Raw genomic sequence first — 24,480 nt, forward strand, 5'->3', positions numbered from 1 at the left:
GAGTTCGCTGCCCAATGACAGAAGCCCTCATAGTCGTCTACACTTTCAAACAACAATTCCGTGTCCAGGTTTACGGGACCATTACACACGAGTTCTTGCTCTCTTGTCTTCAATGACAAACGGAACAAAGCAATGAGTGAAAACGACTATAAACAACTTGTCGAGCGGATGCTGGAAAACGACGCTACCAGCCCGATGATTTCAAGCGATACTGGAGTCGAGGCGGCGCAGAAAGCAGGCCAGCTTGCAGCTCAGGAAGAAATTGAATGGGCTGTAGCGGGCGGGCTTGCGATGCACTTTTACGGAAGTCCGCGTATGACGAAAGACGTTGATATTATTGCGTCAAATCATTTATCGCTGACGCCACAACATCCACTAAGTTTTGGTGGCAGTAGTTACAGCTTGCAAGTTGGCAAATACAACGTTCAGGTTGATTGGATTGTACGGAATGATGGCTACCGGGAGTTATACCGTAAGGCTTTGAAAGAGGCGATTAGCTTGCCAAATGGATTACGTGTAGTGACGCCTGAGTGGTTAGCAATTCTAAAATTCAACGCAGGGCGGCAAAAAGACCTGGACGACATTGTCTTTCTGCTCAAACAGGAGAAACTGGTTGATCGCCCTACTGTTAAGCAAAAGGTGGTTGAAACAGCGGGAGAATGGGGGTGGCTAACAATGCTGCCGGGGCTCCGCCGCTTATGCGATTTAGCTGACGGTAATACAAAAGAACCGAGCAAGTATTACGACCAGGATTAGTGCCAGAGAAAGGAAAGGAAAAAACGCTCATATAAGACCGCGCTTAACCCGCGTTGCACACGGAGCGGCTTCTATAGCCAATGGGCTTGGTAGCGAAACACGCCGCCCGCTGAACCAGGCCGCTGGGCACCAAAGAGGGCTGTGAGTGCCGATATTGTCTAATGCAGCCGTCGAGTCGGAGGCCCAGGCCTTATACAGGCGCTAATTGAACTCCTCGTCTGTGAGCAACGGGTCCATGTTTGCGGCTGTCGTGCAGCGAAAGAACAAGCCGTAAGAAGGCCGGGCGAGCAAAGGCCAATGAAACAGAGCAGAAAGGCAAAGACAGAAATGCAAAGAACAAAAGACATGAAAGCACAACAAAGTGAAGAACTACTTAGCGCATTGAAAGCCCGTTTTGAGAAAAACCTGAACCGCCATCAAGGTCTTGAATGGGCTAAAGTACAAGCAAGGCTGGAAGCTAATACTGAAAAACTGTGGTCGCTCAATGAAATGGAAAGAACTGGCGGTGAACCGGATGTTATTGGTTATGATAAAAAGACGGGCGAATACATTTTTTATGATTGTTCAGCAGAAAGCCCAAAAGGCCGCCGAAGTGTTTGTTACGACCGCGCAGCGCTGGAATCAAGAAAAGAACATAAACCGGAAAATAACGCTCTTGATATGGCTGCTGCCATGGGCATTGAGCTTTTAGCGGAAGGGGAATATCGAGAGTTGCAGGCACTTGGAAACTTCGATACGAAAACGTCGAACTGGGTGAAAACACCTGCTGATATTAGAAAACTCGGCGGTGCCCTCTATTGTGATCGTCGCTACGACAAGGTCTTCGTATATCACAACGGTGCGGAATCTTATTATGCTGCCAGGGGATTCCGTGGCTCGCTCAGGGTCTGAATTTTGCACAGAGCACTTAAATTTGAATTTGAGCACGGATCACGCAAAAGAGAGAAATGTACAAGCAGACCCATCGGTCACGAAAAGCCACTGCGTGTGCAACCGGCGTTTCGTGACGTTGACCGATTCGCACACCGCTCCCTGACAATGAACAAAAAAGCGGCCCCACAAATGCGACAAACGACGCGCTTGTTTTCTAAGCTGCCCTCAGTCTGAACACGCACATTGAAACCGCTGCCAAGCGCCCATTAACCTCGCCAGCGTTTTCGTATACAGTTACCTTGCAAGAACAGCGAGCAAGTTAAGCGCAGCTTTTGGCGAACGAGCCTCAACAGCAGCAATCAGGGGACGAATTATGGCAAACCAGAACTCTAATTACGTGGACGTTTTGATTGTGGGCGCGGGCCTTTCCGGCATCGGCGCGGCGTGTCATTTACAGCGGGAATGTCCGAGCAAAAGCGTGGCCATTCTGGAAGGCCGTGCGGCGCTGGGCGGCACCTGGGATTTGTTCCGCTATCCGGGCATCCGGTCGGACTCGGACATGTACACGCTGGGCTATAAATTCAAACCGTGGAAAGAAGCTAAAGCCATCGCCGACGGCCCGGCAATTCTCAACTACATCCGCGAGACTGCCGCCGAATACGGCCTTGAGCAAAAGATTCGCTTCAACCAAAAAGCCGTGCGGGCCGCTTGGTCGAGCGAGACGGCGCACTGGACAGTCGAGAGCCAGCACAGCGAGACCGGCGCGGTCACGACCATCGTGTGCGGCTTTTTGATGATGTGCAGCGGTTATTACAGCTATGACAACGGCTATGCGCCAGACTTCCCTGGCGCGGAACAATTCCAGGGCACGCTTATTCACCCACAACATTGGCCGGAGAATTTGGATTACGCGGGCAAACGCGTCGTCGTCATCGGCAGCGGCGCAACGGCGGTGACGCTGGTTCCGGCCATGGCCGAAACGGCGGCGCACGTGACAATGGTGCAACGTTCGCCGACCTACATGGTTGCGCTGCCGTCTTCAGATTTCATTGCCAACACGCTGCGTCGCGTGTTGCCGGAAAGCCTTGTTTATATGCTGACGCGCTGGAAGAACACGCTGTTTGGCATCTTGATTTACCAGTTGTCACAGCGGCGGCCCGAGTTCGTCAAGCGGCTGATCAAAGACCAAGTGCGGAAAGCGCTGGGGTCGGACTTCGACGTTGAGCGCCACTTCACGCCGCCCTACAACCCCTGGGATCAGCGCATGTGCCTGGTGCCGGACGGCGACATGTTTATCGCCATGCGCGAAAAGCGCGCCTCCATCGTGACCGATCTGATTGAGACATTCACACCCACGGGCATCAAACTGAAATCCGGCGAACAACTCGACGCCGACATCATCGTCACGGCGACAGGGTTGAATCTGGTTTCGCTGGGCGGCATTGAGGTGACAGTGGATGGGCAGACCGCACAAACCAACAAGTCGGTCGCCTACAAAGGCTCGCTGCTGACAGGAATTCCCAATCTGGCGTTCGTGTTCGGCTACACCAACGCTTCGTGGACGTTGAAGGCCGATTTGATTTGCACCTTTGTTTGCCGCTTATTGAATTACATGGACAAACACGGCTACCGGCAAGTGACGCCGCATCTGAATGACCCGGCGGTCGAAGACTTACCGCTGCTCAATCTGACTTCGGGTTACATCTTGCGCGCGATGGATCGCTTTCCCCGGCAAGGTTCCAAGTTGCCGTGGCGGCTTTATCAAAACTACGTTTTAGACACGCTGATGATTCGCTTCGGCTCGCTCAAAGATGAGGCGCTGGAATTTAAGCGGGCGGAGTTGCCAGCAAAGGTTGGCGAGGTCGCCACGGCTTGAGCCAGCGGTTGTCAGGTTGTGTGGCGCGGATAATGCCAGCAGGTCGTTGATCCGCATACCAGCTTCAAACTCGCCGCCTATAGCTTTGTCGAAGGCAGCAAAACAGCGCTATAACGGCTGCCCGCTGCCCCCACCACCGAAGCGAAAAAGCCTTGGTACAAACTTTGGTGAGGCTTGCGCTAAGAATGGACATGACAGCGCGAATTCCCCGCCCAATCCGATGAACAACTTCTCTCGCATCAGGCGCTGGCGCACACGAATTTTATACACCCTGTTGACGGTCGTACTTGCCGGGGCGTGCTGGGGATATCTGACCTATCGCACCCAGATGAAGCCGCCTACCACGCGGTTGGCATTGGATGCTGTTTATCCAGCTATGCCGCCCGATGCACGACACTACTATTTGAACCTGCCGTTGGATTATGCGGAGGCCAACAGCGGGCAATTCCGCGCGTTCTATCTATTGAGTCCGAACTTCCAACCAAACGGGCCAATCGTTTTCTTCTTTACCGATGGACAGATGGAATTGGTGAGTCCTGCGCCGGATTATGCCTTTTTTGAAGCGCAGGTTCCTGGCGTTTCCTACGTGCTAATCGGCCATCGCGGCCATAGCCCAACGTTATTCCCTGAAGTCTATCCGCAAGGCAAAACTGATTTGCCGCGCGCTATGAAACTGTACGGTTCATGGCAGCGCGTCGAAGACATCGAACGAGTACGCCGCGACATGCTGGCACAAGGGCTGCTCCCGCCGGAGAGCAAAATCATGATCTTCGCGGCCTCAGGAGCTGGTGTGCTCGCGCAGCAATATCTGCACCGTTACGGGGAGCACGTTTCACGCGTGTTGCTGGCAACCACCGGGGCGCCGGATTTGGCCCATGCGCGCGGTTGGGCTTACGCGCGCGACTTCGCCGAACTGAATCCGGCGCTGGCGGCCACCTTAAACGAACTTTGGGCAACAACCAGCGTCAACCAAGCGAGTCTGGCCTACTTGCTCTTTCAACTTGGACGAACTGGCCAAGCCGGACTAACGGCACAACAGCGAGTTATTCAAGGACTGCACAACGGAAATTCGCTGCTGTATGCTTGGTACTGGCTGCGCCCGCAATTGAATTGGCCTTTGTGTCAAACGTTGTTGAGCGCGCCTGCTGCCGACGCTGCCAAAGTGCGAATGTATGAATTGCTCGGGGCCGAGTTGCAACCTGCTAAGCCCACAGGGCCGCTGCTCTACCGCTGGTCACGAGAAATTCTGGCCGACTACTTGGCGCAAAACATCGCCTTGCCGGACTTACAACTCGAACGCCGTCAATTCAACGGTGAAGTGTTGGTAGTGGCAGGCTGGCAAGACGTGGTCTTTTCTCCGGCGATTGGCCGCGTCATCGCTGAGGCTTACCCCGACGGACGTTTTCTGGCGGTACGCGGTGGTCATCGGTTGGAACTGGATGCCGATTACCATCGCGCGTTACGGGCGGCTTTCTTCCAGCAAGGCTTGCATGCGGCGGCAACCACCACGCTGCTGGCAAATCCGCCCCAGGATTAAAGAGCAAGCGGGATTCAATCCCCTTATGAAAAAGGATTCGCTCATGAATGGTCAAGCTCGCAAAGACATCAAACCCGGCCTCGAAGTCGAAATCGTCCAGAAACAGGATCAGCGCAGCGGCGAACGCACGCGCGGCGTTGTAAAGGACATTCTGACCAATTCGCAGCAGCATCCGCATGGGATTAAGGTGCGGTTGGTGACGGGTGAGGTGGGGCGTGTGCAGGAGATCGTTACGGATTAACCACTCGAAAATTGCCATTCCAAAGAGAATCAAGATGTCCAAGAAAGAGCAATTCTTAATCCGCATAGAAACGGATCTTATTGCAAGCCTACAAAAAGCAGCAGAACAGTATGGTCGTAGAAGCGGTAATGAAGTCGCAACAGAGATAATCACCCTGTATTTGCCTTTTTGGGAGGAAATTGAAATTGGGAAGCAAAAAACTCTTGAGAAACAGCGAGCATCATTGACTGGAACAGAACGGGGAGCGTGAGCGACCTGAACCTCGGCATTTGACGCATTGAAAAGTCCTTGAGAAATCTTAGCGCCGAGATTCAGGTCGCTCACGCTCCCCGTTCTGCATTGGCGGCTGCGCCGCGTTGTCGTGCGCGTTACTGCGCAAACTTCCCGAAATAGCCCGTGAACTCCTCCACCGGCATCCCGCCCGCTTCTGCCAACCGCGCCACCCAACCTTCATCGGCAAAATCCCGCGCGCCCAGCCGCACCATGTAATCGCGGGCGACGTGATAGCTCTCGGTCGTCACATCCACCGGGCGTTGTTTGCCGCGTCCGCTGGCGTGGTCTACGACATCGGCGAAGGGGAGGGCTTTGAATTCGCCGCCCTGCATCGTGATGACCGCGCCGGAGCCGCCGCCGTAAATGTAACGCACCGCCGCGAAACCCAGATCGCGGGCGTATTCGGCGTCATACGGAATCGGCGGGGCGCTGCGCAATTCGTAGCCGATGGTTTTGTCCACGATGGTGACTTTGACGCCGCGTTTATCCAGGCGTTTTTGCACGGCGCTTTTGACCTTGCGCGCCAGATCAATTTCGCCGACGCGGATGTTGCCTTGGGCGTCGCGGTCAACCGTGGCGAATTCGGTGATTTCTTTTTCGCTGAACAGTTCGGCCAAGGCTTCGGACAACAGCACGACGCCGTGATTGCTGCCCATTGCGCGGCGCTTGATGACGCAGCCTTCGACAATGTCGGCAACGTCGGACAGCGAAATCTGGGTGCCGCCGAACTCTTCGGGAATCACCGTGCAGGTCGCGCTGACCGCCGCGCCGATGCCCAGCGTCAAGTTGCCAGTCGGACGGCCCATCGTCACCGCCAGATACCAGCGGCCCGTCGTTTTGGCGTCGGCCATCAGGCTTTTGACGATGTCGGCGCCGTAATGGCGTGCGGTTTCGTAGCCGAGCGTTTGCAACGGCGCTTCGCCCAACGACGGCAGCCAAAGGTCGTTATCAATGCTCTTGGGCACCTGGGCGACCTTGATGCGGCCTTCGCTGTGGCGTTCGATGGCGATGGAACTGGCGACCAGATCGTCGCCGCCGATAGTGATCAGCGCGTCAATGTTGAGCTTGGTCAACGCCGCGATGGCGTTTTCCAAACTGCCCACATTATTTGGATCGCGCGTCACGTCCACGCGAGAAGTGCCCAGGATCGAACCGCCGATGGTGTGGATACGCGAGACTTCGTCGCGCGTCAGTTCATGCTGTTCGTCGGTGTAGCGTTGCGCCAGCCATTCAAAGCCGTCGTGAAAGCCGACGGGCGTACACCCAAGCTTGAGTGCTTCCAATGCGACAGCCGCGATCACGCCGTTCGAGCCAGGCGCGGGACCACCGCCAAGTAAAATGCCAATTCGTTTGATAGCCATATGGATAGATGCTGGATGTTAGATGCTTGATGCTAGGGACAGGAAGAGGCTTGATGTGCCGGACAATAGAAGTCAGGTGCTAGAAAAGCCATTCCCAGCATCTAACATCTAGCATCCAGCATCTCCCTACCCAAATCTCTCCCTCAAATCCTCAATCGTCGTATTGCCTGCGCGCGCCAGCTTCTCGACGGTTTCTTCGTCGGCCACGTCGGCGGGTTCAAGGCGAATCATGTATTCGCGGGCGACGTGGAAGGTTTCGCTGTTGGGATCAACGTTGCGCACTTGCGTCTTGCCGGTTGCGGGATTGCGGATGTCGGCGAAATGCAACGGCACGAGTTTGCCGTTCTGGATGCTGACCATCGCGCCGCTGCCACCGCTGAGCAAAAAGCGAATCGCCGCATTGCCCAGTTCGCGGCAGTAATGCTGATCGAACGGGATCGGGTCGCAGCAGCGCAATTCGTACCCGATGTTCTTGTTCGTCGCGAGCAGTTTGATATTGCGTTGCCGGAAGCGGCTTTCGATCTCGACTTTGACCTTACGCGCCAGATCAATTTCGGCGAAGCGGATGTGCCCGTGTTCGTCGCGCTCGACGTCTTCCAAATCCGAAAGCTCTTGCGGATCGAGTTGGTCAATCACCCCTTCGGCCAGCACCGCCACGCCGTGAAAGCGGCCCAGCGAACGGCGCTTGATGATCGCGCCTTCGACAATGTCGCAGAGTTCCGAGAACGGAATGATGCGGTTGCCGAACTCTTCGCGGATGATCGTCAGCGTTGCGCCTGCCGCTTTGCCGATGCCCAGCGCCAGATGCCCAGCTTGGCGGCCCATCGCGACGACGATGTACCAGCGTTTGGTCGTGCGCGCATCTTCCATCAGGTTCTGGACGAGTTGCACGCCGGTGTGGCGCGCGGTCTGAAACCCGAAGGTTGGAATGTGCGGCGGCAACGGCAAATCGTTGTCAATCGTCTTGGGCACGTGCACCGTGCGAATGTCGGAACGCGCGGCCACCGTGCTGGACGAGAGCGCCGTGTCATCACCGCCAATGGTGACCAGATGCGTGACACCGATGCCCTTGAGCGTTTCGACAACGGCGATCATCGTCTCTTCCGACCTGGTCGGATTCTCGCGCGCCGTGCCGAGCACCGAACCGCCGAGCCAATGCACGCGCGAAACATCGCCGATAGCCAGCGTCCGCGCGCACGCCGGATCGCGCCGCACCAGATGTTTGAAGCCATCCTGAATGCCGACGACCTCAAAACCTTCGTTGATGGCTTTGACCGTCGCGGCGGAGATGACCGAATTGATGCCGGGGGCGGGGCCGCCGCCGACCAGAATTGCAAGCTTACCTGAAGCAGTTATGGATGCGGGCATTACTGAATTGCTCCTGCGTTGCGGTGAACGTTTGTGTGGTGAATTAGGGTTGAGCGGTAAGCGGGATTGTACGCAAGCGAGCCGGGGTTTGGCTAGTTGAAGGCGGTGTGAAGATGATGAAGATGTTTTATCGGGCGATTAAGTCTGGGCATCAAATGTACGGTACAGGGAGCGTTAGCGACCTGACCCTCGGCCTCGAGACTGCTTGGTTTCATAGAACGCTGTAGGCCAAGGCTCAGGTCGCTCGCGCTCCCCATGCCGTTATAACCGCGCAATCCAGCCCGCAAACAACTGGCAAAACAGCGCGCCCACCAGCGTCATCGAAAGCCCCCACATCAACAACCGGCGAAATAGCACTTGCGCTTCGCCTGCATCGTTCACCGCCGCGATGCACAACGCGCCCAGCGTTGAGAGCGGCGAGACGTCCACCAGTGCCGAGCCTACGTTGACGCTGAGCGCGATGGCCAGCGGGTCGCCGCCACCGAGTTGCTGCACCAACTTGGGTGCGGTTGGCAGAAAGGCGGGCAAGACGACGCCGGAGGTGCTGCTATACGTCGAGATTGCGCCGGTGATAAAGGCGATCACGCCATTGATGCTGCCGGGCGAAGAGATGCGCGCCAATAGGCCGGTGAACAACTCCATCCCGCCAGTCTTTTCGAGCAACGCGATTAACAACGAAACGCCGCTGACCATCAGGATCACGCCCCACGGGACTTTCTTCAGCGCCTGTGACTCGTCGGTGGTGTTGAGCACGATCAGCACTGTTGCCGCGACAAAGGCGCTCAAGCCCAGATTCCATTTCAGCAATACGATCCCGGTGATCCACATGACGATGATGGCGAGGGTCAGCCATTGCGGACGTGTGAGCAGAGCCGCGTTCGCTTCATCCACTGCCGCCACCTCGCCGCCTTTCAATTCTCTACCTCCGAAGAGCCAGTATGCGGCAACGGCGACCAGTGCGTGCGCGATGAAGTTGGCGAACCAGACCTTGCCCGCGTGGCCGCCGAGACCGGCTTCGGCCATCTTGGTGTTGGCGATCACGCCGACCGAGCTGATGGGCGACAGGTTCCCCGCATTGGCGCCGTTGGCGACCATCAGCGCCGTCAGCAACGCTGGAATACTCGCGCGTTCGCCAATCGCCAGCGCCAGCGGAACGACGAGCGCGACGCTGGAAATTGCGCCCGGCCCGACGGTCGAAACGAGCATCGCAATGACAAAGAAAAGCACGGGCAGCCAGCGCCGCTTGCCGCGCACCAAGCCGACCGCACGTTGCGCCAGCCGTTCCAAGGTGCCGTTCGTTTCGGCGCAGGCAAACAGCAAGGTCACGCCCGTCAGCGTGAGAAACAGATTCGCGGGGAAGCCCGCCATCACGGCATCGGGCTTTTGCCCGGCGAGATACACGCCGATTAACCAAGCCAGCGCGATGGCGACCAGTCCGACGTTGATGCGCGAGACCATCGAAAGAATGATGGCGAGTAAGAGGGCCAGCAGCGAGGCGAGGGCAGGATTCATTGTTCGGTAGTCCAGGGAGGCAGCAGATGTTTTTGGACTTTGCCCAACGCGGTGCGCGGCAAAGCGGCTACGCGGATGAAGCCGCGCGGGACTTTGAATGAAGCGAGCACTTTGCGGCAAGCGTCTTCCAATGCCGCCGCGTCAAATGGTTCATCGGCGACGACGTAAGCCACCGGCAATTCGCCGCGCCGTGCATCGGGCACGCCACACACGACGGCTTCGCGCACGCCGGGCTGTTCGAGCAAGACCTCTTCGATCTCGCGCGGATAGATGTTGAAGCCGCCGCTGATAATCAAATCCGTCCGCCGCCCGCGCAGCGTGTAATAACCATCGGCGGAACGTTCGCCTAGATCGCCCGTCTTGAACCAGCGGCCATCGGGGGCGTCAACAAAGGCTTCCGCCGTCGCCTCGGGACGCCGCCAATAGCCGGCACAAACATTCGGGCCGCGCACATACAGTTCGCCCGGTTCACCGTCTGTCACAGCGTGTCCCTGGCTGTTGACGATTTTGACCGAAACGCCGGGCAGCGGTTGGCCGACTGCGCCGGGTCGGCGTTCGCCTCCGTAAGGATTGCTGATGTTCATCAGCGTTTCGCTCATGCCGTAGCGTTCTAAAATGGTGTGACCGAACTTGGCGCGGAAATCTTCCAGCACCTGCGCGGGCAGCGGCGCTGAACCGGAGACGAACAGGCGCGTGCGCGCGCCGATGCGTTGCGCCAAGTCATCCGGCAATTCCAGCAAACGCACGTAAACCGTTGGCACGCCAAAAAAGAGCGTCGGTTGAAAGTCTGCAAACCAAGCGGGGGCGCGATTGATGTCGAAACGTTCTTTCAAACTCATCCGGCAACCGCTGGCCAGCCAGACGTGCACGCCGTTGCCCAGACCGTGCACGTGAAACAGCGGCAGCACGGCCAGATAACGGTCGGCCTCGCTGATGCGCCAACAGGCCAGCAGATTGACCGTGTTCGCCAGAAAATTGTTGTGCGTAAGGATCGCGCCTTTGGAGCGGCCCGTAGTGCCGGAGGTATACACCAACGCCGCTGGCGTATCGCCATCGAGTGCAGCGCGTATTCGCTCGCCCGCCTGGCTTGCGGCGGCTGCCGCCAAGTCGTCAATCTCCCAAATCACCGCGCCGGACGGCACGTAAGCGGCCAGGTCGCGCGTGGTCACGACGGCTTTGGGTTCGGCATCGCTGAGAATGTGCGAGAGTTCGCGCTCGCGATATAACACGTTGACCGGTACCACGATGACGCCGAGTTTGAGGCAGGCCAAAAACAGATCAATGAATTCAACGCGGTTGGGCAGAAAGATACCCAAGCGGTCGCCCCGTTCCAGCCCACGCAAGCGTAGCAACCGAGCCAAGCGGTTGCTGCGGACTTCTAACTCGCCAAACGTAAGCGCCGCTGTCTGACCGTCGGCGCGGTCATAATCAAGCGCAATCGCTGCTGCGCGTCCCACAAGCGAAAGGTCAAAGAGATCGGTTAATTGCATGGTGTGGTGCGTCAACGCCAGCATACCGCCCGTAAGCTATCCCAAACGGTTAGCGGTTACGGTGCGGCTGGCAATCTCTAACAAGATCAAATCAGTTTTTTGAAGAGGCGGGATTGTGTAACAAGGCTGAGGTATTCTCAACTGAAGCTGGCACTTCCTAAGCACTGAGACCAAGTTTTCTTAGCGACGGCGAGGGCAGGGGCAATAGCCCCAATGAAAGTGGAGCTGAATCAGTCATAACAAGCGCTGGCCCAAATTCAAAATGCCGGTCAGCAGTAAAACCGCCGACCGGCATCCAGAAACGGACGAGGCGTTCCCCTATTTCCACGCTACCTCATCCGGTGATTTGTCAACCCAGTCACACACCCTGACGGGTCAACAAAAACGAAACCTAAAATCTTATTTTTAAATAAAATTCCCAGTCATTCTGGAAATCGAGTTCGCGCAACAGCCTGCGGCGTAGTAACACAATATCAAGGAATACAACTGCGCTTATTGTTACTCGTCCAGATACAAGCTAAGCGTAAAGTTACTTGGCCATTACACATAAACAGACGCTTGAACTTCCGAATCGCTCACTCGTTGCCGCCAAAAAAATACCTGGCAACATAAGAAGCCGTTCGCAAATTTGTTTTATTGCGCAGTAAAAACCTGGATGGCGAAACTGCAAGCTCGCCTTATGCGGGAATGCTACACTCAATAACAACAGCGCCTAAAGCTGCCACGCTGCCGATTTTCATTTAGCACATGTCCGCCGCCTTGTGGGATTGCGGCGATGGACAGTAATGCCTGCCTTTTTCTTGAGCGTTTATCGCATCTTTCACTTGCAACGTCTACTGGGAAAACCCGCGATTGCCCCTAGAAAAATCCCTAACCTCCCTCCTCTGAACTTAACCTATCAGCGCGAATAGCAGTAACTCAGTTTTCCTGCAACCAGCCTCTATGTAAGGCGTAGTTCACTACTTCGGCCCGGCTGCGCAGGGTGAGTTTTTCCATCGCGCGGGCTTTATGATACTCGACGGTCTTGACACTGATGCCTAATTGGTCGGCGATTTCTTTGTTACTGTGTCCCCAGGCGATCAGTCGTAACACGCTCTCTTCGCGTTCGGTCATGTCCACCATTGAGCCGCCGGGCTGCGGCAATTGGCGACCCAAATAGTTATTGAGCAGTTGCCCCGTCAACTCGCGATCAATGAAAGTTCCCCCGGCGGCGACGGTACGAATGGCCGTCAACAAATCAGTCGAGTCGGACTGTTTGGAAACATAACCGGCGGCGCCCGCTTGCATGATCATACGCAAGTAACCCACGTCAGAATGGCGTGTCAGAATGACGACTTTGGTTTGCGGAGAAACTTCTTTGAGCCGTTCGGTGGCTTCGATGCCGTTCATTTTCGGCATCGAAATATCCATTACGACCACGGCCGGGTTGACGTTCGGCGCTTGCCGTAAGACGGACTGCCCGTCACCGGCTTGTCCGACGACCTGCATGTCGGTTTGCCGATTGATCAGGCCCATGAGGCCCTCGCGCAATACGGCATGATCATCCACCAAGAACACACGAAGATTTTCCACCACACCACTCCTTTTGAATTGTTCGAGCGCCAGGAATCACAACGGGATGCGCACAAATAATGTCGTGCCTTTTCCCGCTTCAGATTCCAGCTCGAAACTGCCTTGCACCAAAGCCACGCGCTCCGTCATGCCCGCCAACCCATAACACCGGCGGGCTTGGCGTTCCTGACAGAATTGCGCGTAGTCGAATCCGCAACCATCGTCTTCGATCACCAACTGCAAAACGCCGCGCCTGACCTCCAGAATTAAACTGACACGCTTTGCTCCGGCATGCTTGAAGATGTTATTTAATGCTTCCTGAGTTACTCGGTAAATTGTCGTCTCTACGTCAGGCGGTAACGCAGGCAGGTCTTTTTCACTTCCGCAAAAATCCACGGTAATACGTTGCCGCTCTGACCATTCCAACACGTACTGCAAAATGGCGGCCTTTAACCCGGCCTCCAGGGCGGGCGGACGCAACGTCAACACCAGGTAATCCATTTCCTGATCCAACTGCTCGATCAAGCCGCGCAATTGCATCACCGCGCTGCAATCCAGTTGCTGCTCGGCCAGCGTGCCTTGCAGGCTTTCCAGCCCAAGCCGTAACGCTGCCGTATATTGCCCAATCTGATCGTGCAATTCGCGGGCGATGCGTTTGCGCTCTTCTTCCTGCGCTGCCAGCACGCGCTGCCAGACCTGCGCCTCAGACTCGCGCTTTTGCGTATGTTCGGCGTCGAGCGCTGACCGGACGGATGTTTTGCGGCCCGGCGGCTCTGAGCTTGAACGCGGATCATTCCTTTTTGCTCCCAAATAACCCATCCCGTGTCTCCACCAATCACCTTAATCAGAAACGATAGCTTCAAAATTTATCTTAAAAATTTATCTTACGTCAGGTAACTATTTTGTTATAACGAGTAACTCTGAATCCAAAAAAGAGGCACACCTCACCTAACAAGACGTTATGTACATTGCAAAGTGTGACGGCGAATCCCTTGCGTTCGGGGGGATAAACCTAGCCCTTACTTTGCACTGACAACGGTCAGCAAGCTAAGCGGTGCAACTCGTTCGACGACTACTTACACCTGGAACAATAGTTCGCGGCTAATGCTCTGGAAAATGTGGGAATGATTCAGAATATGGTATCGGGCATCGGCTGGACGAGCAGAACATGGTGGCTTGGGTTCGTCCTAATTCGTCCGGTCAAATACGTTTTATTTGTTCGTTCGTGTCACCTGTCTTGGGAAATGGGTGGAATAACAGGCAGGCTGAGTTTACCTACCATTTCTGGTTTGTCAACGACTTATTAGCATTTCAGGCTATTATTTGAGGATTTTCCTAACTTTATTCATCGTTTTTATCTAAACCAACTTCTCAGCTAACAACATGTTGTAAGACAAACTCCTAGTCGAACAAGTTATGGCTGTTTATTCCCCAAATGCCGATCCAGCCATTCAATCTCTCTTTTCAATTTATCCAATTGGTAGCTTGGGAGGGCCAGACTATGTCCCTGTTCCGGATAGATGACTAACTGCACGGGAACATCCATGCGTTTTAAGGTGCGATAGCTTTCCTGGGACTGCCCTAAAGGCACGCGATCATCCTTTTCCCCATGAAAAATTAACGTGGGGGTTTTGGCGTTGGGTAAAAAGGTTAGCGGGGATTGCTGGTCATAAAGTTTGCGCGCCTCCCACGGCGTGCCGCCGTGCAACCGTTCGCGCTGATAGGTGATGTCCGCCGTTCCCCAATAAGAAACGGCGTTCGATAGCCCGGCGCCATAGACCGCGCACTTGAAGCGGTCGGTATGACCGATCAGCCAGCCGCTCAGATACCCGCCATAGCTCCAACCGGCAATGGCCAATTTGGTTTCATCCGCGAGGCCACGTTTGACGAGTTCGTCAATGCCGCTCAGCACATCTTCGGCGTCAACCTGGCCGGCTTTGAGGGAATTGGCCTGCGCAAATGCCGCCCCATAATTCGAGGAGCCGCGAAAGTTCGGCAGAAAAACGGCGTAGCCCTTGCCCGTCAAGACCTGCACCGCAGCGCCCCAAGAGGCGTTGAAGCCGCGCGTATAAGCGCCCTCAGGGCCGCCGTGAATATAGGTCACGAGCGGATAACGCCTGTCTGATTCGTAACCGGAAGGATAAAAAAATAGCCCTTCGATCACTGTGCCATCGTTGGATTTCCATTTGATCGTCTCGGTCTGACCGTAGAAAAAATCGGCTGTTTGCGGGTTGAGTTGGGTCAATTGCATGGGCAGCAGGGTGCGCGCATTCAGGCCCGCGACTTCGCTGCCCATGCGCGGATGCTCGAAGGTGTAAACCACCTGCAACCCGTCGGGGCTGGCGGCAGACGAACCGCAAACGCCTTCACCGGGCGTCATCACCTGCGGCGCGCGCCCACTTAGATCCAGATTGTACAGGCGCGAATGCACGCCGACATCGGCCTGCACGATCAATTGGGCGCTGTTGTAAAGCCAGCGGTAGTTGCGAATATAACCGTTAAAGGTACGGGCCAGGACGCGCGTCGCAAGGCCCTCGCCCACGGCATTGGCGGGGAAAAGATGTATTCGCTCAGGCCCGACGTTCGACGGGCCGTCCGCATGAGCGAGCCACGAAATCCAACGGCCGTCAGGCGAAAAACGCGGCTGCACTTCGGCTCCATTGCCGTGTGTCAGTTGCCGGGCGGCGGCGCTATCCAGCGTTTCGTTATCAAAGCGGAAGGGCAGGACAAAAACTTCTGTCGTGTCGGTGTTTTCCAGTTTTGGTGATTGCCGCGCGGTGAAAACGATTTGCGTTGTGTCAAAAGACCAGCCGAATTCGGCCACGTGGCGCGTGCCTTTGGTCATTTGTTTGACCTGCCGCGTCTCAACCTCCAGCACCCAGAGTTGGGCGTAACGCGGGTCGTCATCCACCACGATGGGCGGCTTGGTCTTTGGTTTCGCGGCAGGCTTTGGCACTTCGGCGATAAAGGCGACGTAGCGGCTGTCGGGCGACCACTCAAAGGCTTGAATCGCCGCGGCGTGATTCGTTAAGGGCTGGGCTTCACCGCCTTGCGGATTGATCAGATAAATTTGCGCGCCCTCTTTTTCACCGCGTTCCGACAAAAAGGCCAGCCGTTGCCCATCCGGCGCCCAGCGCGGGTGATCGTCGCGCCGCGCGTTGAAGGTCAAGCGCATCGCCGCGCCGCCAATATCTGCCAGCGCCGTCCAAATGTCTGCATTGAAGCGATCGGCTTCTTGATCCCAGGCGGTGACGACAAAGGCCACGCGGCGGCCATCCAGCGCCAGTTGCACGTCGCTGGCGCGGTTGAGCGCGATGACGTCTTCCACGGTCATCGGGCGTTTGGTTTGGGCCGCCGCTGAAAACAGCCAGCCGACAGCGAGGCAAATGACAAGGGGTAGATATACGCGGCGATAATTCATAGCTTCCTGTTTTTCTACGGATTGAGCCTGGTTGGGCGGCGGGGATTATACGGCATGCCTTGCAAAAACGCCGACTGGCTCAACCGCTCAATAGGCCTAGTACTCCATCAAGCTGAAAATGAGGGATGTAGGGCGGGATTTAATCCCGCCCTACATCCCGGATGCGCTCTCAGCATCCATCACTTACAGCTTGATGGAGTACTAGATCGGTTTTCACTACGATGTACGGGAAAACCATGTAGCGGGACAGTACCGCGCGCGTGAGCAAGCGGAGCTTTGGCAGTTCAGCTAAGGGGGCAAGCTTGCCGCGCCGCTTGCTCACGCGCGCGGTACTGTCCCAGCGTCAAAGCTTGAGCGCCGCTTGCTCACGCGCGCGGTACTGTCCCAGCGTCAACTGACTCCCGTAAACGTAACTGCAAACCGCTCTAATAAAAAAGAGAGTACGGAAAAACCGGAAATAACGGAGTAAACAGAAGCATACCAGCCAAGTCTGGCTCCGTCTGTTCCGTTATTTCCGGTTGTTCCGTACTCTCTCTTCAGCTTGAGCCACTGCCCTATTTTGTAAAGCCGACGTTTTTCAGCAAGGTTGTAAAGCGTGAATCGCTGCGCAGCGGATCGAGTTGTGGGTCAACTTTCAGCCAGATCACGCCTTCTTCGCGCAGGGAGATGGCCTGGGTCAGAGCGCCGAGCGCCTGCTCCTTTTCGCCGAGGGCGGTGTAAACGCCCGCTACCAGGAACAGCGGCACGGTGCCGGGGGCGGCGTTTTGCTGTAGCTCATCGAGCAACTTGCGGGCTTCTTCCGGTCGTCCCGCCAGCGCCAAGGTGCGCGCCAGGCGCAGTTTCGTTTGCGTGTTGTCGCCCGCCAAGGCCATTGCGCGTTGGAACGCGGCGATGGCCAACTCGTATTGTTGCTGCTGTTCAAAGGCCATGCCCAGATGCGCGTGCACGCCAGCGGCATTCGGATTCAATTCCAGCGCCCTTTGAAATTGGCCGACCGCCTGGCTGAACTTGCGGGCGTAATACAGGGTAGCGCCCAGATTGGTGCTGATGGGCGTCGAAACCGGGTCGAGTTCGCGGGCGCGTTCGGCCTCGGCGAGGGCTTCGGCAGGACGCCCCATGCTGGACAAATAGCTGCTGTACCACTGATGGGCGGTCGCATAGTTCTCATTCAACGCAAGCGCGCGTTGATAAGCCTGCTCGGCACCCGCCCAATTCCATTCATATTGGTGGCGGATGAAGCCGAGCGCGGCGTGCGGTTCAGCCAGTTGCGCGTCGAGTTCGAGGGCGCGGGCGGCAGCATCTTTGCCCGCAGCCACCGCTTCTTCGGGCGCGGTTTCGCTGTAAATCGGTGCGAGGGCATAGCTATCGGCCAGTGCGGCATAGGCCCGCGCGTAATTGGGGTCGAGCAAGACGGCGCGCTGGAAATTCTCGATGCTGCGTTTGATCGCCTCGCCGGTGCGCTGGTTCCACAGATGGCGGCCCTTGAGATAAAGCTTGTAGGCCTCGACATTCTCGGTGTCGCGGCTGGCGAGGCGTTGCCGCTCAGCGCCGCTTAAACGCAACCGTAACTGCTCGGCGATGCGGTTGGCGAGGTTGCTTTGCAGGAAGGGGACATCGCGGGCTTCGCTTTCATATTGCTGGCCCCAGAGGATCGCGTTGGTGCGGACGTCTACCAGTTCGACCGTGACCTTTAGCGCGCCGCCGTGCGCGGTGATGCGGCCATTGAGCACCGTCCCGACATCCAAGGCCTGACCGACCGCATGCGAATCCGGCAGCTTGCCTTTGTAACGGAAGACCGAGTTGCGGGCGATGACTTTCAGATTCGGCACTTGCGAGAGGCGCTGGATCAGGTTTTCGGTCAAGCCATCCGCCAGATATTCGCGTTCACCATCGTCGGCGCGCGCTGGCTGCGTATACTCGAACGGCAGCACGGCGATGGAAACGTCCGGCGCGCGGCGCTGCCAACGTCCATAAGCCACGTAGGCTGCGTAAGCCAAAGCCGCCGCCGCCAACACGAGCAACGCAAAAATCAACACCCGGCGCTGCTTTTGTGGCGCAACGGTGACGTTGCTCGCGCCAGCAGTGGTTGGCGGGCCGCTGGCTGGCCGCACTGGTTGACCTGTTGCAGTTTGCGTTGCTGGAGTTTGTGCAGTCGTCGTGCTGCCGCTGTCCGGCCTGAAAGCAGGTTGCCCAGCGGAGTCCGCGCCAGTCTTGGCATCGGCAGGCGTTCCGGTCAAGCTGGCTGTACCAACGTTTGCAGGCGTGGCTCCCGGTTGTGCCAGTTCGCTACCGCGCCAGGGTTCCAGCAGCATTTGCTTGAAGACTCGCAGCTCCGCCGCCAACTCTTTGGCCGATTGATAGCGGTGTTCGCGGTCTTTTTCCAGCGCACGATTCAAAATGCGCTGTAGCTCTTGCAGCACATTGGGCGGAACGCCCCGCAAATGCTGCGCGAGCGGCTCAGGTTCGCGCGCCAGCAACGCGGCCAGCGTGTCGCTTTGCGTCGGCCCCTTAAACGGGCAGTGGCCGGTGACCAGTTCGTACAACACGATGCCCAAACTAAAAATGTCTGTGCGCCGGTCAATGCGCAACCCGCGCGCCTGTTCGGGCGACATGTAATTGGCGGTGCCGATCACCACGCCGGGTTTCGTCTCAAATTTTTCTGCGCCTTCGCCCGCCGCTTGACTGGCGAGCTGGCCGGAATCAGGGTCGGTATTCTCCAGGAGCTTGGCCACGCCGAAATCCAGCACTTTGATGTAACCGTCAGGCCGCAGCATCAGGTTTTCGGGCTTGATGTCGCGGTGGACGATGTTGGCGCGATGCGCGACTTCGAGCGCGTTGGCGATTTGAATGACGACCTCGGCGGCGACGCTCAATTTGAAGCGGCCCCGCTCGACCAAACTGCGCAGTGTGCGGCCTTCGACATATTCGGTGGCCAGATACTGCACGCCTTTGTGTTCGCCGATTTCGTGAATGGTCAGAATGTTCGGATGGTTCAACGCCGAGGCGGCGCGGGCTTCCTGTTGAAAGCGGCGCACGCGTTCAGGATCGTGCGTGGAATGCCGCGACAACAGCTTCAATGCGACGCGCCGCCCCAAGCGCGTGTCCTGCGCCAGATAGACGCGCCCCATGCCGCCGCGCCCGATTTCGACCAGCACCTGGTAATGCGCCAGCATCCGGCCATCCAGCCGTTGCGATTGTCCGGGTCCGGGCGTTTCACCCGCGCGCCCGGAAGGTTGATCGAAACTTGGCCGCTGCGCCGGTTGATCGAAACTTGGCCGCGATGGTGTTTCCACCCGCGGTCGTTGCGAAGGCCGGTCAAAATTCGGCGGTGGCGCAGGTGGATTGCTGCCTGGCGTTGGCGTTGGCCGTTGTGAGGGTTGCTCGAAGGTTGGCCGTGGCGGTGGCGGCTCAACAGCCGGCGGCGCGGCCAGGTTAGTCAAACTTGGATTGGTCGAACTCGGATTGGCCAAACTTGGATCGGCCAGACTTGGATAAAGCGGGCGGTAGGTGGGCGCATCGAATTGCCCGCGCTGCTTCGGTGGATCAAAGACCGGGCGCACAGTGGGTGCATTGAATGACGGCGGTGTTTCCGTTTCGTGGCGGAACCCCGGCGGCGCGGCTGGCAAATCTTTTGTCCGGTCTTTTGCCCAATCTTTTGTCCAGTCTGGCGGTAAAGCGCCGGTTGCAGGCGGCGTAGTTTCAACCGTGGGTGCAAAAGGCGGAATCTCTTCTGTCGTGTTTTGCCACTCAATCCCTTGGCTGGGAGCCTGCGGGGCTGACTGCCGAGTGGCTTGCCCTGTTGCTTGCCTCGCTGCCGGATTGGACGGCTGGCCATTGGAGGGCGGCAACGGATGGATAGCCGCATCCGAATACAACGGCTCCAATCCCTCGGACAAGGCGTTGATGAGTTCGGTCGTGGCATTGCCGGAGGGCGCACTGGACGCGGGCGGCACACGATAAAACGATGGCGTATCGAAGGAGGGCGCTTCAAATAATGACGGCGGTGACGGTGGTGTCGGCGGTGACGGCGGTGACGACAATGACGGCGGTTCAGCCGCCAGGGTAGGCAAGGCGCCCGTGGTGCGGCGAAAGACTTCGCGCACGGCATCGAAGGATTCCTGCTCCTGACTATTCAACCAATCCGGTGCGGCGGACGGCTCCGTCCTGGGGCCAGTTTGCGGCTCCGCCAGTTGGGCCTGAAGCGGGCCAGTTGGCTGACTGCCGAGCGGCCCAGTGGCTTCCGTAGCCCCTATAGCCGTAGCCCCTATAGGAGGATGAGCGCGCCGCGACGGTTGCGACCAATGTTCGAGCGGTTTGGCCGTGGACAGCGGCGGGTTTTGTTCGGGCTTAGTCTGGTCGCTGTCCGAAGCCGCATAGTAACGCAACAGGATTTCGACTTCCTGCAACAGCGGTTCATTGCCCGCGCACGCTCTGTTGATGAATGCCGCGCGTTCGTGCGCCGGGCGCAGGCGCGCCTCTTGCACAATGTGACTGGCTTCTTGCCAATTTGGGGAGGACATAAACGTACTTTCGCGCCCTTACGGATGAACGTACCAGATGGGGTTGCACGGGCGATCAACTTAAAACTGTGATCAGCCTAAACCTGTGCTCAGACTAAAGAGGACGACTTCCGCCTGTACGGGGTGGCGTCGGAACGGTGTTCTAAAACGGGGCTATCAGTAGATGAGACGGGGTGAGTGCTGTGTGGTACTGCTTGCTTAAAGTAAAGAAGGAACGGGGCGCGCCTTCTGTCGCGGGGGTCAACTCCTCACGCCCAACACGAGCGCCATTGTTCATTTCTCTACGGGCGGCGTCAACTCTATTTTCGTTGGCGCTTCGCCCTCATAATAACGGCGTGCTTTCAGCTTCTCCGGCAAACAAATCATGTCCGTCTGCGCGTGCTCGTAATCGTGTGCGTATTGATAACCCTTGCCGTAGCCCAAGCCTTTCATCAACGCCGTCGGCGCATTGCGCAAGTGCAGCGGCACCGGTTCGGCCTGGGTCGCACGCGCATCTTCGGCGGCCATTTCATAAGCCATATACACTTTATTCGATTTCGGCGCACAGGCCAGATACGCGGCAGCTTCGGCCAACGCGCAGCGCGCTTCAGGCAAGCCGATCAGATGGACGGCCTGGGCGGCGGCGGCGGCCACGACCAAGGCTTGCGGGTCGGCCAGACCCACGTCTTCAGAGGCGTGATGCACGATGCGGCGCGCGATATACATCGGGTCTTCGCCGCCCTCGATCATGCGCGCCAACCAATACAGCGTGGCGCTCGGGTCGGAGTTGCGAATGGATTTGATGAAAGCCGAGATCAGGTTGTAATGCTGCTCGCCCTTCTTGTCGTATAGGGCCGCCGCGCGTTGCAAGGCTTCGCGCAAATCATCGTCGCCAACGACGCGCACACCAGCTGCATTCGGCGCAACGGTATTGACCGCCAATTCCAGCGTCGTCAGCGCCGAACGCGCATCGCCGCCCGTGAATTGCGCCAGCCGCAGCAACTGTTCTTCGCTGAGTTGCGCATTCAACTTGCCCAACCCGCGTTCGCTGTCATTGAGCGCCTGTTCCAGAATGCGCACCAACTCGGCCTCGCTCAGCATTTCGAGCACGAAGACTTTGACGCGCGAGAGTAGCGCCGAATTGACCTCGAACGAAGGATTCTCGGTCGTCGCGCCAATCAAAATGATCGTGCCGTTTTCGACGTAGGGCAGAAAGGCGTCCTGTTGCGCGCGATTGAAGCGGTGAATCTCGTCAATGAACACCACCGTGCGTTTGCCAATTTTGGCGCGCAACTTGGCGGCATTTTCCATCACCTGTTTGATTTCCTTGATGCCCGAAGTCACGGCGCTGAACGGACTGAATTGCGCGGCGGTGCGGCGCGCGATGATCCGGGCGAGCGTCGTCTTGCCCGTGCCCGGCGGCCCCCAAAAGATCAGTGAAGTCAGGCGATCTTCTTCGATCAAGCGGCGCAACAGTTTGCCCGGCCCGGCAATCTGCGTCTGGCCGATGAATTCATCCAATGTGCGCGGACGCATGCGTTCGGCCAGCGGCGCGCTCGGATCAGGCGGCGCTGGCACAGCGGGCACGGGCGCATCCATTTCAGCAAAAAGACTGGTTTCTTCAGCACTGCGTTGCATGGCTGCCAGCATAGCAGTTCAAGGCTTTTTGCGCAGCACTAAGGGAGGTTGATCGGCGCAGCGGAAAAGGCCAGCTTGCTGAATTTAGATCGGGTTGCACTTCAGTGTAAGGGGGGAGTCATGGGCTGGGGCAGTACCGCGCGCGTGAGCAAGCGGTGCGTCAAAGCAGGAGCATTGGCATTCATGCGCAGACTCCGCTTGCTCACGCGCGCGGTACCGTTAGATCAAACACCGCCGCCAGCCGCTCTTTTGCTCTACAGCTTCGCCGTTGTCGTGCCGTCGTCGCTCAACACCACGCGCCGTTTTTGCCACATCGCCAGATTCGCCAGATGGGGCGCGCTGACGGCGTTGTGGCCGACTTCGACGGGGGCGTTGGGTTCCTGGCGCGACTTGATACAGGCCAGAAAATTCGCCACGTGCGGTTCGGTCGGGATACCGCCTTTGTATTCGTGGAGCGGTTGCGGCGCTTTGTTCGTGCTTTCCCAAGGTTCGGGATAGACGCGATAGCCGTCGTCATCCAGTTCCATCGTCGCCTTGCGTCCCTGCAAAATGATCTGCCAGCCGTTGTGATAGCTGTTGCTGTAACAGAGCGTCCACGTCGCCATAAACGATGGGTATTCGTAAACCGCGCTGAAGGTGTCGGGCGCATCGCCCCCTTTGTGTTGCATTACCGCGCCCTGGCAGACAGCGGCGACGGGCGGTTTGCCGTTATTGCAGCACCACTGGATTACGTCCATCAAATGCGTGCCCTGATCGGTCAGGTGGCCACCGTTGTAATCAATGAAATTGCGCCAGCGGAAGAAGCGCCGTTCATCCATCTCGTGTTTATTGCGCGCCGTCGCCTGAAAGCGTTCCCAATCCAGCTTGCCTTCCAATGACATCTTTTGCGGCATCGGTTTAGTGTTCCAGTACCATTGCGCGCGGGCCAGAATCACTTCGCCCAGCACGCCTTCGTCCACCAGTTTCTTGGCGCCGCGCACAGCTTCGGAACTGCGGCGTTGCATGCCGACTTGGACGATCTGTTTAGTGGCGCGCACGGCTTTGACCATTTGTGCGCCTTGTTCGATGGAGAGTGAAAAGGGCTTTTCGGTGTAAACGTCTTTGCCTGCCTTGACCGAATCCATCAACACGGGCGCGTGCCAGTGATCGGGCGTGGCGTTGAGCACGGCGACGACTTCTTTGTTGTCGAGCACGTCGCGGTAATCAAACGTAGCCTTGCTGCCCGCGCGGCATTTAAGCAAGGTCTCTTTCTGACGCGGTTCATACACGTCCGACACGGCGATGAATTCGACCCGATCCGAGACTTTCAGAAACGAATTCATCACGCTGTGTCCGCGTCCGCCCGCGCCGATGATCGCCATCTGCACGCGGTCGTTGGCGCCAAGGATGCGCGCATAAGATTCAGCAGTGAACAGGCCCGAAGCGGCGACGCTGCCTGCGGCTCCGGCCAGAAAATTGCGGCGATTGACTTTGTCTGACATGGTTGGTTCCTCCGAGTGGTTGCCAGGTGATTGCTTGTGATGGAGCGGATGGGCGCAGCTTAGGGAAGCAGTGAACAAAAGGCAACTTTGGAAGTGCCGAGGTTCAGTTTGAATGGTTTTTCAAAGGTGACATTTTCGTATACGTCACGTAATGCCAATTCACAGTCTAGCGAGGTCAGTTTCACCACTTCGCCCAATTGGTTGAATTCGCGCTGCTCCCACAGATTGTCGGCTATAGTTTTTAAGAAAAAGAATTTCCGAAAAGTCCCAAAGGGACGGCCAGCCAACAGCCCAGGGTGCAGCCCTGGGGAGTCGTGCAAATGGTTCGGCAAGCCCTGAAAGGGCCGCAGCCATAGGCTTGGCTGCGGCCCTTTCAGGGCTTCGCACCACGACTCAATGTGCTTCCTGGGGCTTTACCCCAGGCTGTTGGCTGACGCTCCGTTGGAGCTTGCTAGGAAATTCTTTTTCTTGAAGTCTATAGCTTGCAATACTGTGGACATTTTTCGGGGTAGCAATGAAATGAAAAGGGTCGTTTGCCAGAAAGAAGGTGTCTACCAAAACTCCTTCTCTTGTCGCACGACCCGTGACCGTAGTCACGGCTAC

At 57.3% G+C, this 24,480-nt stretch carries 16 protein-coding genes; 6 read left to right on the top strand and 10 right to left on the bottom strand.

Annotation, left to right across the window (positions count from 1 at the left end):
- Positions 1-132: 132 nt before the first annotated feature.
- The 6 genes from HY011_32500 (at position 133) to HY011_32525 (ending at position 5,533) form a co-directional block, all read left to right on the top strand.
- Positions 133-756 carry a hypothetical protein gene (locus HY011_32500; protein MBI3427668.1) on the top strand — a complete coding sequence of 208 codons (624 nt, stop codon included), beginning with the start codon at positions 133-135 and terminating at the stop codon, positions 754-756.
- A 297-nt stretch (positions 757-1,053) separates the two neighbouring features.
- Positions 1,054-1,647: a DUF4256 domain-containing protein gene (locus HY011_32505; protein MBI3427669.1), complete on the top strand. Its 594-nt coding sequence runs from the start codon at positions 1,054-1,056 to the stop codon at positions 1,645-1,647.
- A gap of 355 nt (positions 1,648-2,002) precedes the next feature.
- Positions 2,003-3,505: an NAD(P)/FAD-dependent oxidoreductase gene (locus tag HY011_32510; protein MBI3427670.1), complete on the top strand. Its 1,503-nt coding sequence runs from the start codon at positions 2,003-2,005 to the stop codon at positions 3,503-3,505.
- Between the two features lie 220 nt (positions 3,506-3,725).
- Positions 3,726-5,042, top strand: coding sequence for a hypothetical protein (locus tag HY011_32515; protein MBI3427671.1), 1,317 nt, complete (start codon positions 3,726-3,728; stop codon positions 5,040-5,042).
- A gap of 43 nt (positions 5,043-5,085) precedes the next feature.
- Entirely contained in the window at positions 5,086-5,283 is a 198-nt protein-coding gene (locus HY011_32520) for a YwbE family protein (GenBank protein MBI3427672.1), read from the top strand.
- Between the two features lie 34 nt (positions 5,284-5,317).
- Complete coding sequence (locus HY011_32525) at positions 5,318-5,533, top strand: hypothetical protein (protein ID MBI3427673.1); 216 nt, start codon at positions 5,318-5,320, stop codon at positions 5,531-5,533.
- A 118-nt stretch (positions 5,534-5,651) separates the two neighbouring features.
- Here HY011_32525 and HY011_32530 read toward each other — a convergent pair whose 3' ends face one another.
- From HY011_32530 to HY011_32575, 10 genes are all read right to left on the bottom strand, one after another.
- Positions 5,652-6,917, bottom strand: coding sequence for a 6-phosphofructokinase (locus HY011_32530; GenBank protein MBI3427674.1), 1,266 nt, complete (start codon positions 6,915-6,917; stop codon positions 5,652-5,654).
- 126 nt (positions 6,918-7,043) lie between these two features.
- Positions 7,044-8,285 (bottom strand): 6-phosphofructokinase, encoded by a 1,242-nt coding sequence (locus HY011_32535; GenBank protein ID MBI3427675.1) that lies wholly within the window; start codon positions 8,283-8,285, stop codon positions 7,044-7,046.
- 261 nt (positions 8,286-8,546) lie between these two features.
- On the bottom strand, positions 8,547-9,797 hold the full coding sequence (locus tag HY011_32540; protein ID MBI3427676.1) for a C4-dicarboxylate ABC transporter: 1,251 nt from the start codon (positions 9,795-9,797) through the stop codon (positions 8,547-8,549).
- Complete coding sequence (locus tag HY011_32545) at positions 9,794-11,287, bottom strand: AMP-binding protein (protein ID MBI3427677.1); 1,494 nt, start codon at positions 11,285-11,287, stop codon at positions 9,794-9,796. Before HY011_32545 ends, HY011_32540 begins: the two co-directional genes overlap by 4 nt.
- 918 nt (positions 11,288-12,205) lie before the next feature.
- Positions 12,206-12,859, bottom strand: a complete 654-nt coding sequence (locus HY011_32550; GenBank protein ID MBI3427678.1) for a response regulator transcription factor — start codon at positions 12,857-12,859, stop codon at positions 12,206-12,208.
- Positions 12,860-12,895: 36 nt separating this feature from the next.
- Positions 12,896-13,657, bottom strand: coding sequence for a sensor histidine kinase (locus tag HY011_32555; protein ID MBI3427679.1), 762 nt, complete (start codon positions 13,655-13,657; stop codon positions 12,896-12,898).
- 595 nt (positions 13,658-14,252) lie between these two features.
- A complete protein-coding gene (locus HY011_32560) occupies positions 14,253-16,259 on the bottom strand; it encodes a S9 family peptidase (protein ID MBI3427680.1) in 2,007 nt (668 codons plus the stop codon).
- Positions 16,260-16,813: 554 nt separating this feature from the next.
- Positions 16,814-20,779: a protein kinase gene (locus tag HY011_32565; GenBank protein ID MBI3427681.1), complete on the bottom strand. Its 3,966-nt coding sequence runs from the start codon at positions 20,777-20,779 to the stop codon at positions 16,814-16,816.
- A gap of 273 nt (positions 20,780-21,052) precedes the next feature.
- Positions 21,053-22,357 (bottom strand): replication-associated recombination protein A, encoded by a 1,305-nt coding sequence (locus tag HY011_32570; protein MBI3427682.1) that lies wholly within the window; start codon positions 22,355-22,357, stop codon positions 21,053-21,055.
- Positions 22,358-22,650: 293 nt separating this feature from the next.
- Positions 22,651-23,877, bottom strand: a complete 1,227-nt coding sequence (locus HY011_32575; protein MBI3427683.1) for a Gfo/Idh/MocA family oxidoreductase — start codon at positions 23,875-23,877, stop codon at positions 22,651-22,653.
- Between the last annotated feature and the right edge of the window lie 603 nt (positions 23,878-24,480).

This window comes from Acidobacteriota bacterium, assembly GCA_016196035.1.
In the GTDB taxonomy this organism is placed as follows: domain Bacteria; phylum Acidobacteriota; class Blastocatellia; order RBC074; family RBC074; genus JACPYM01.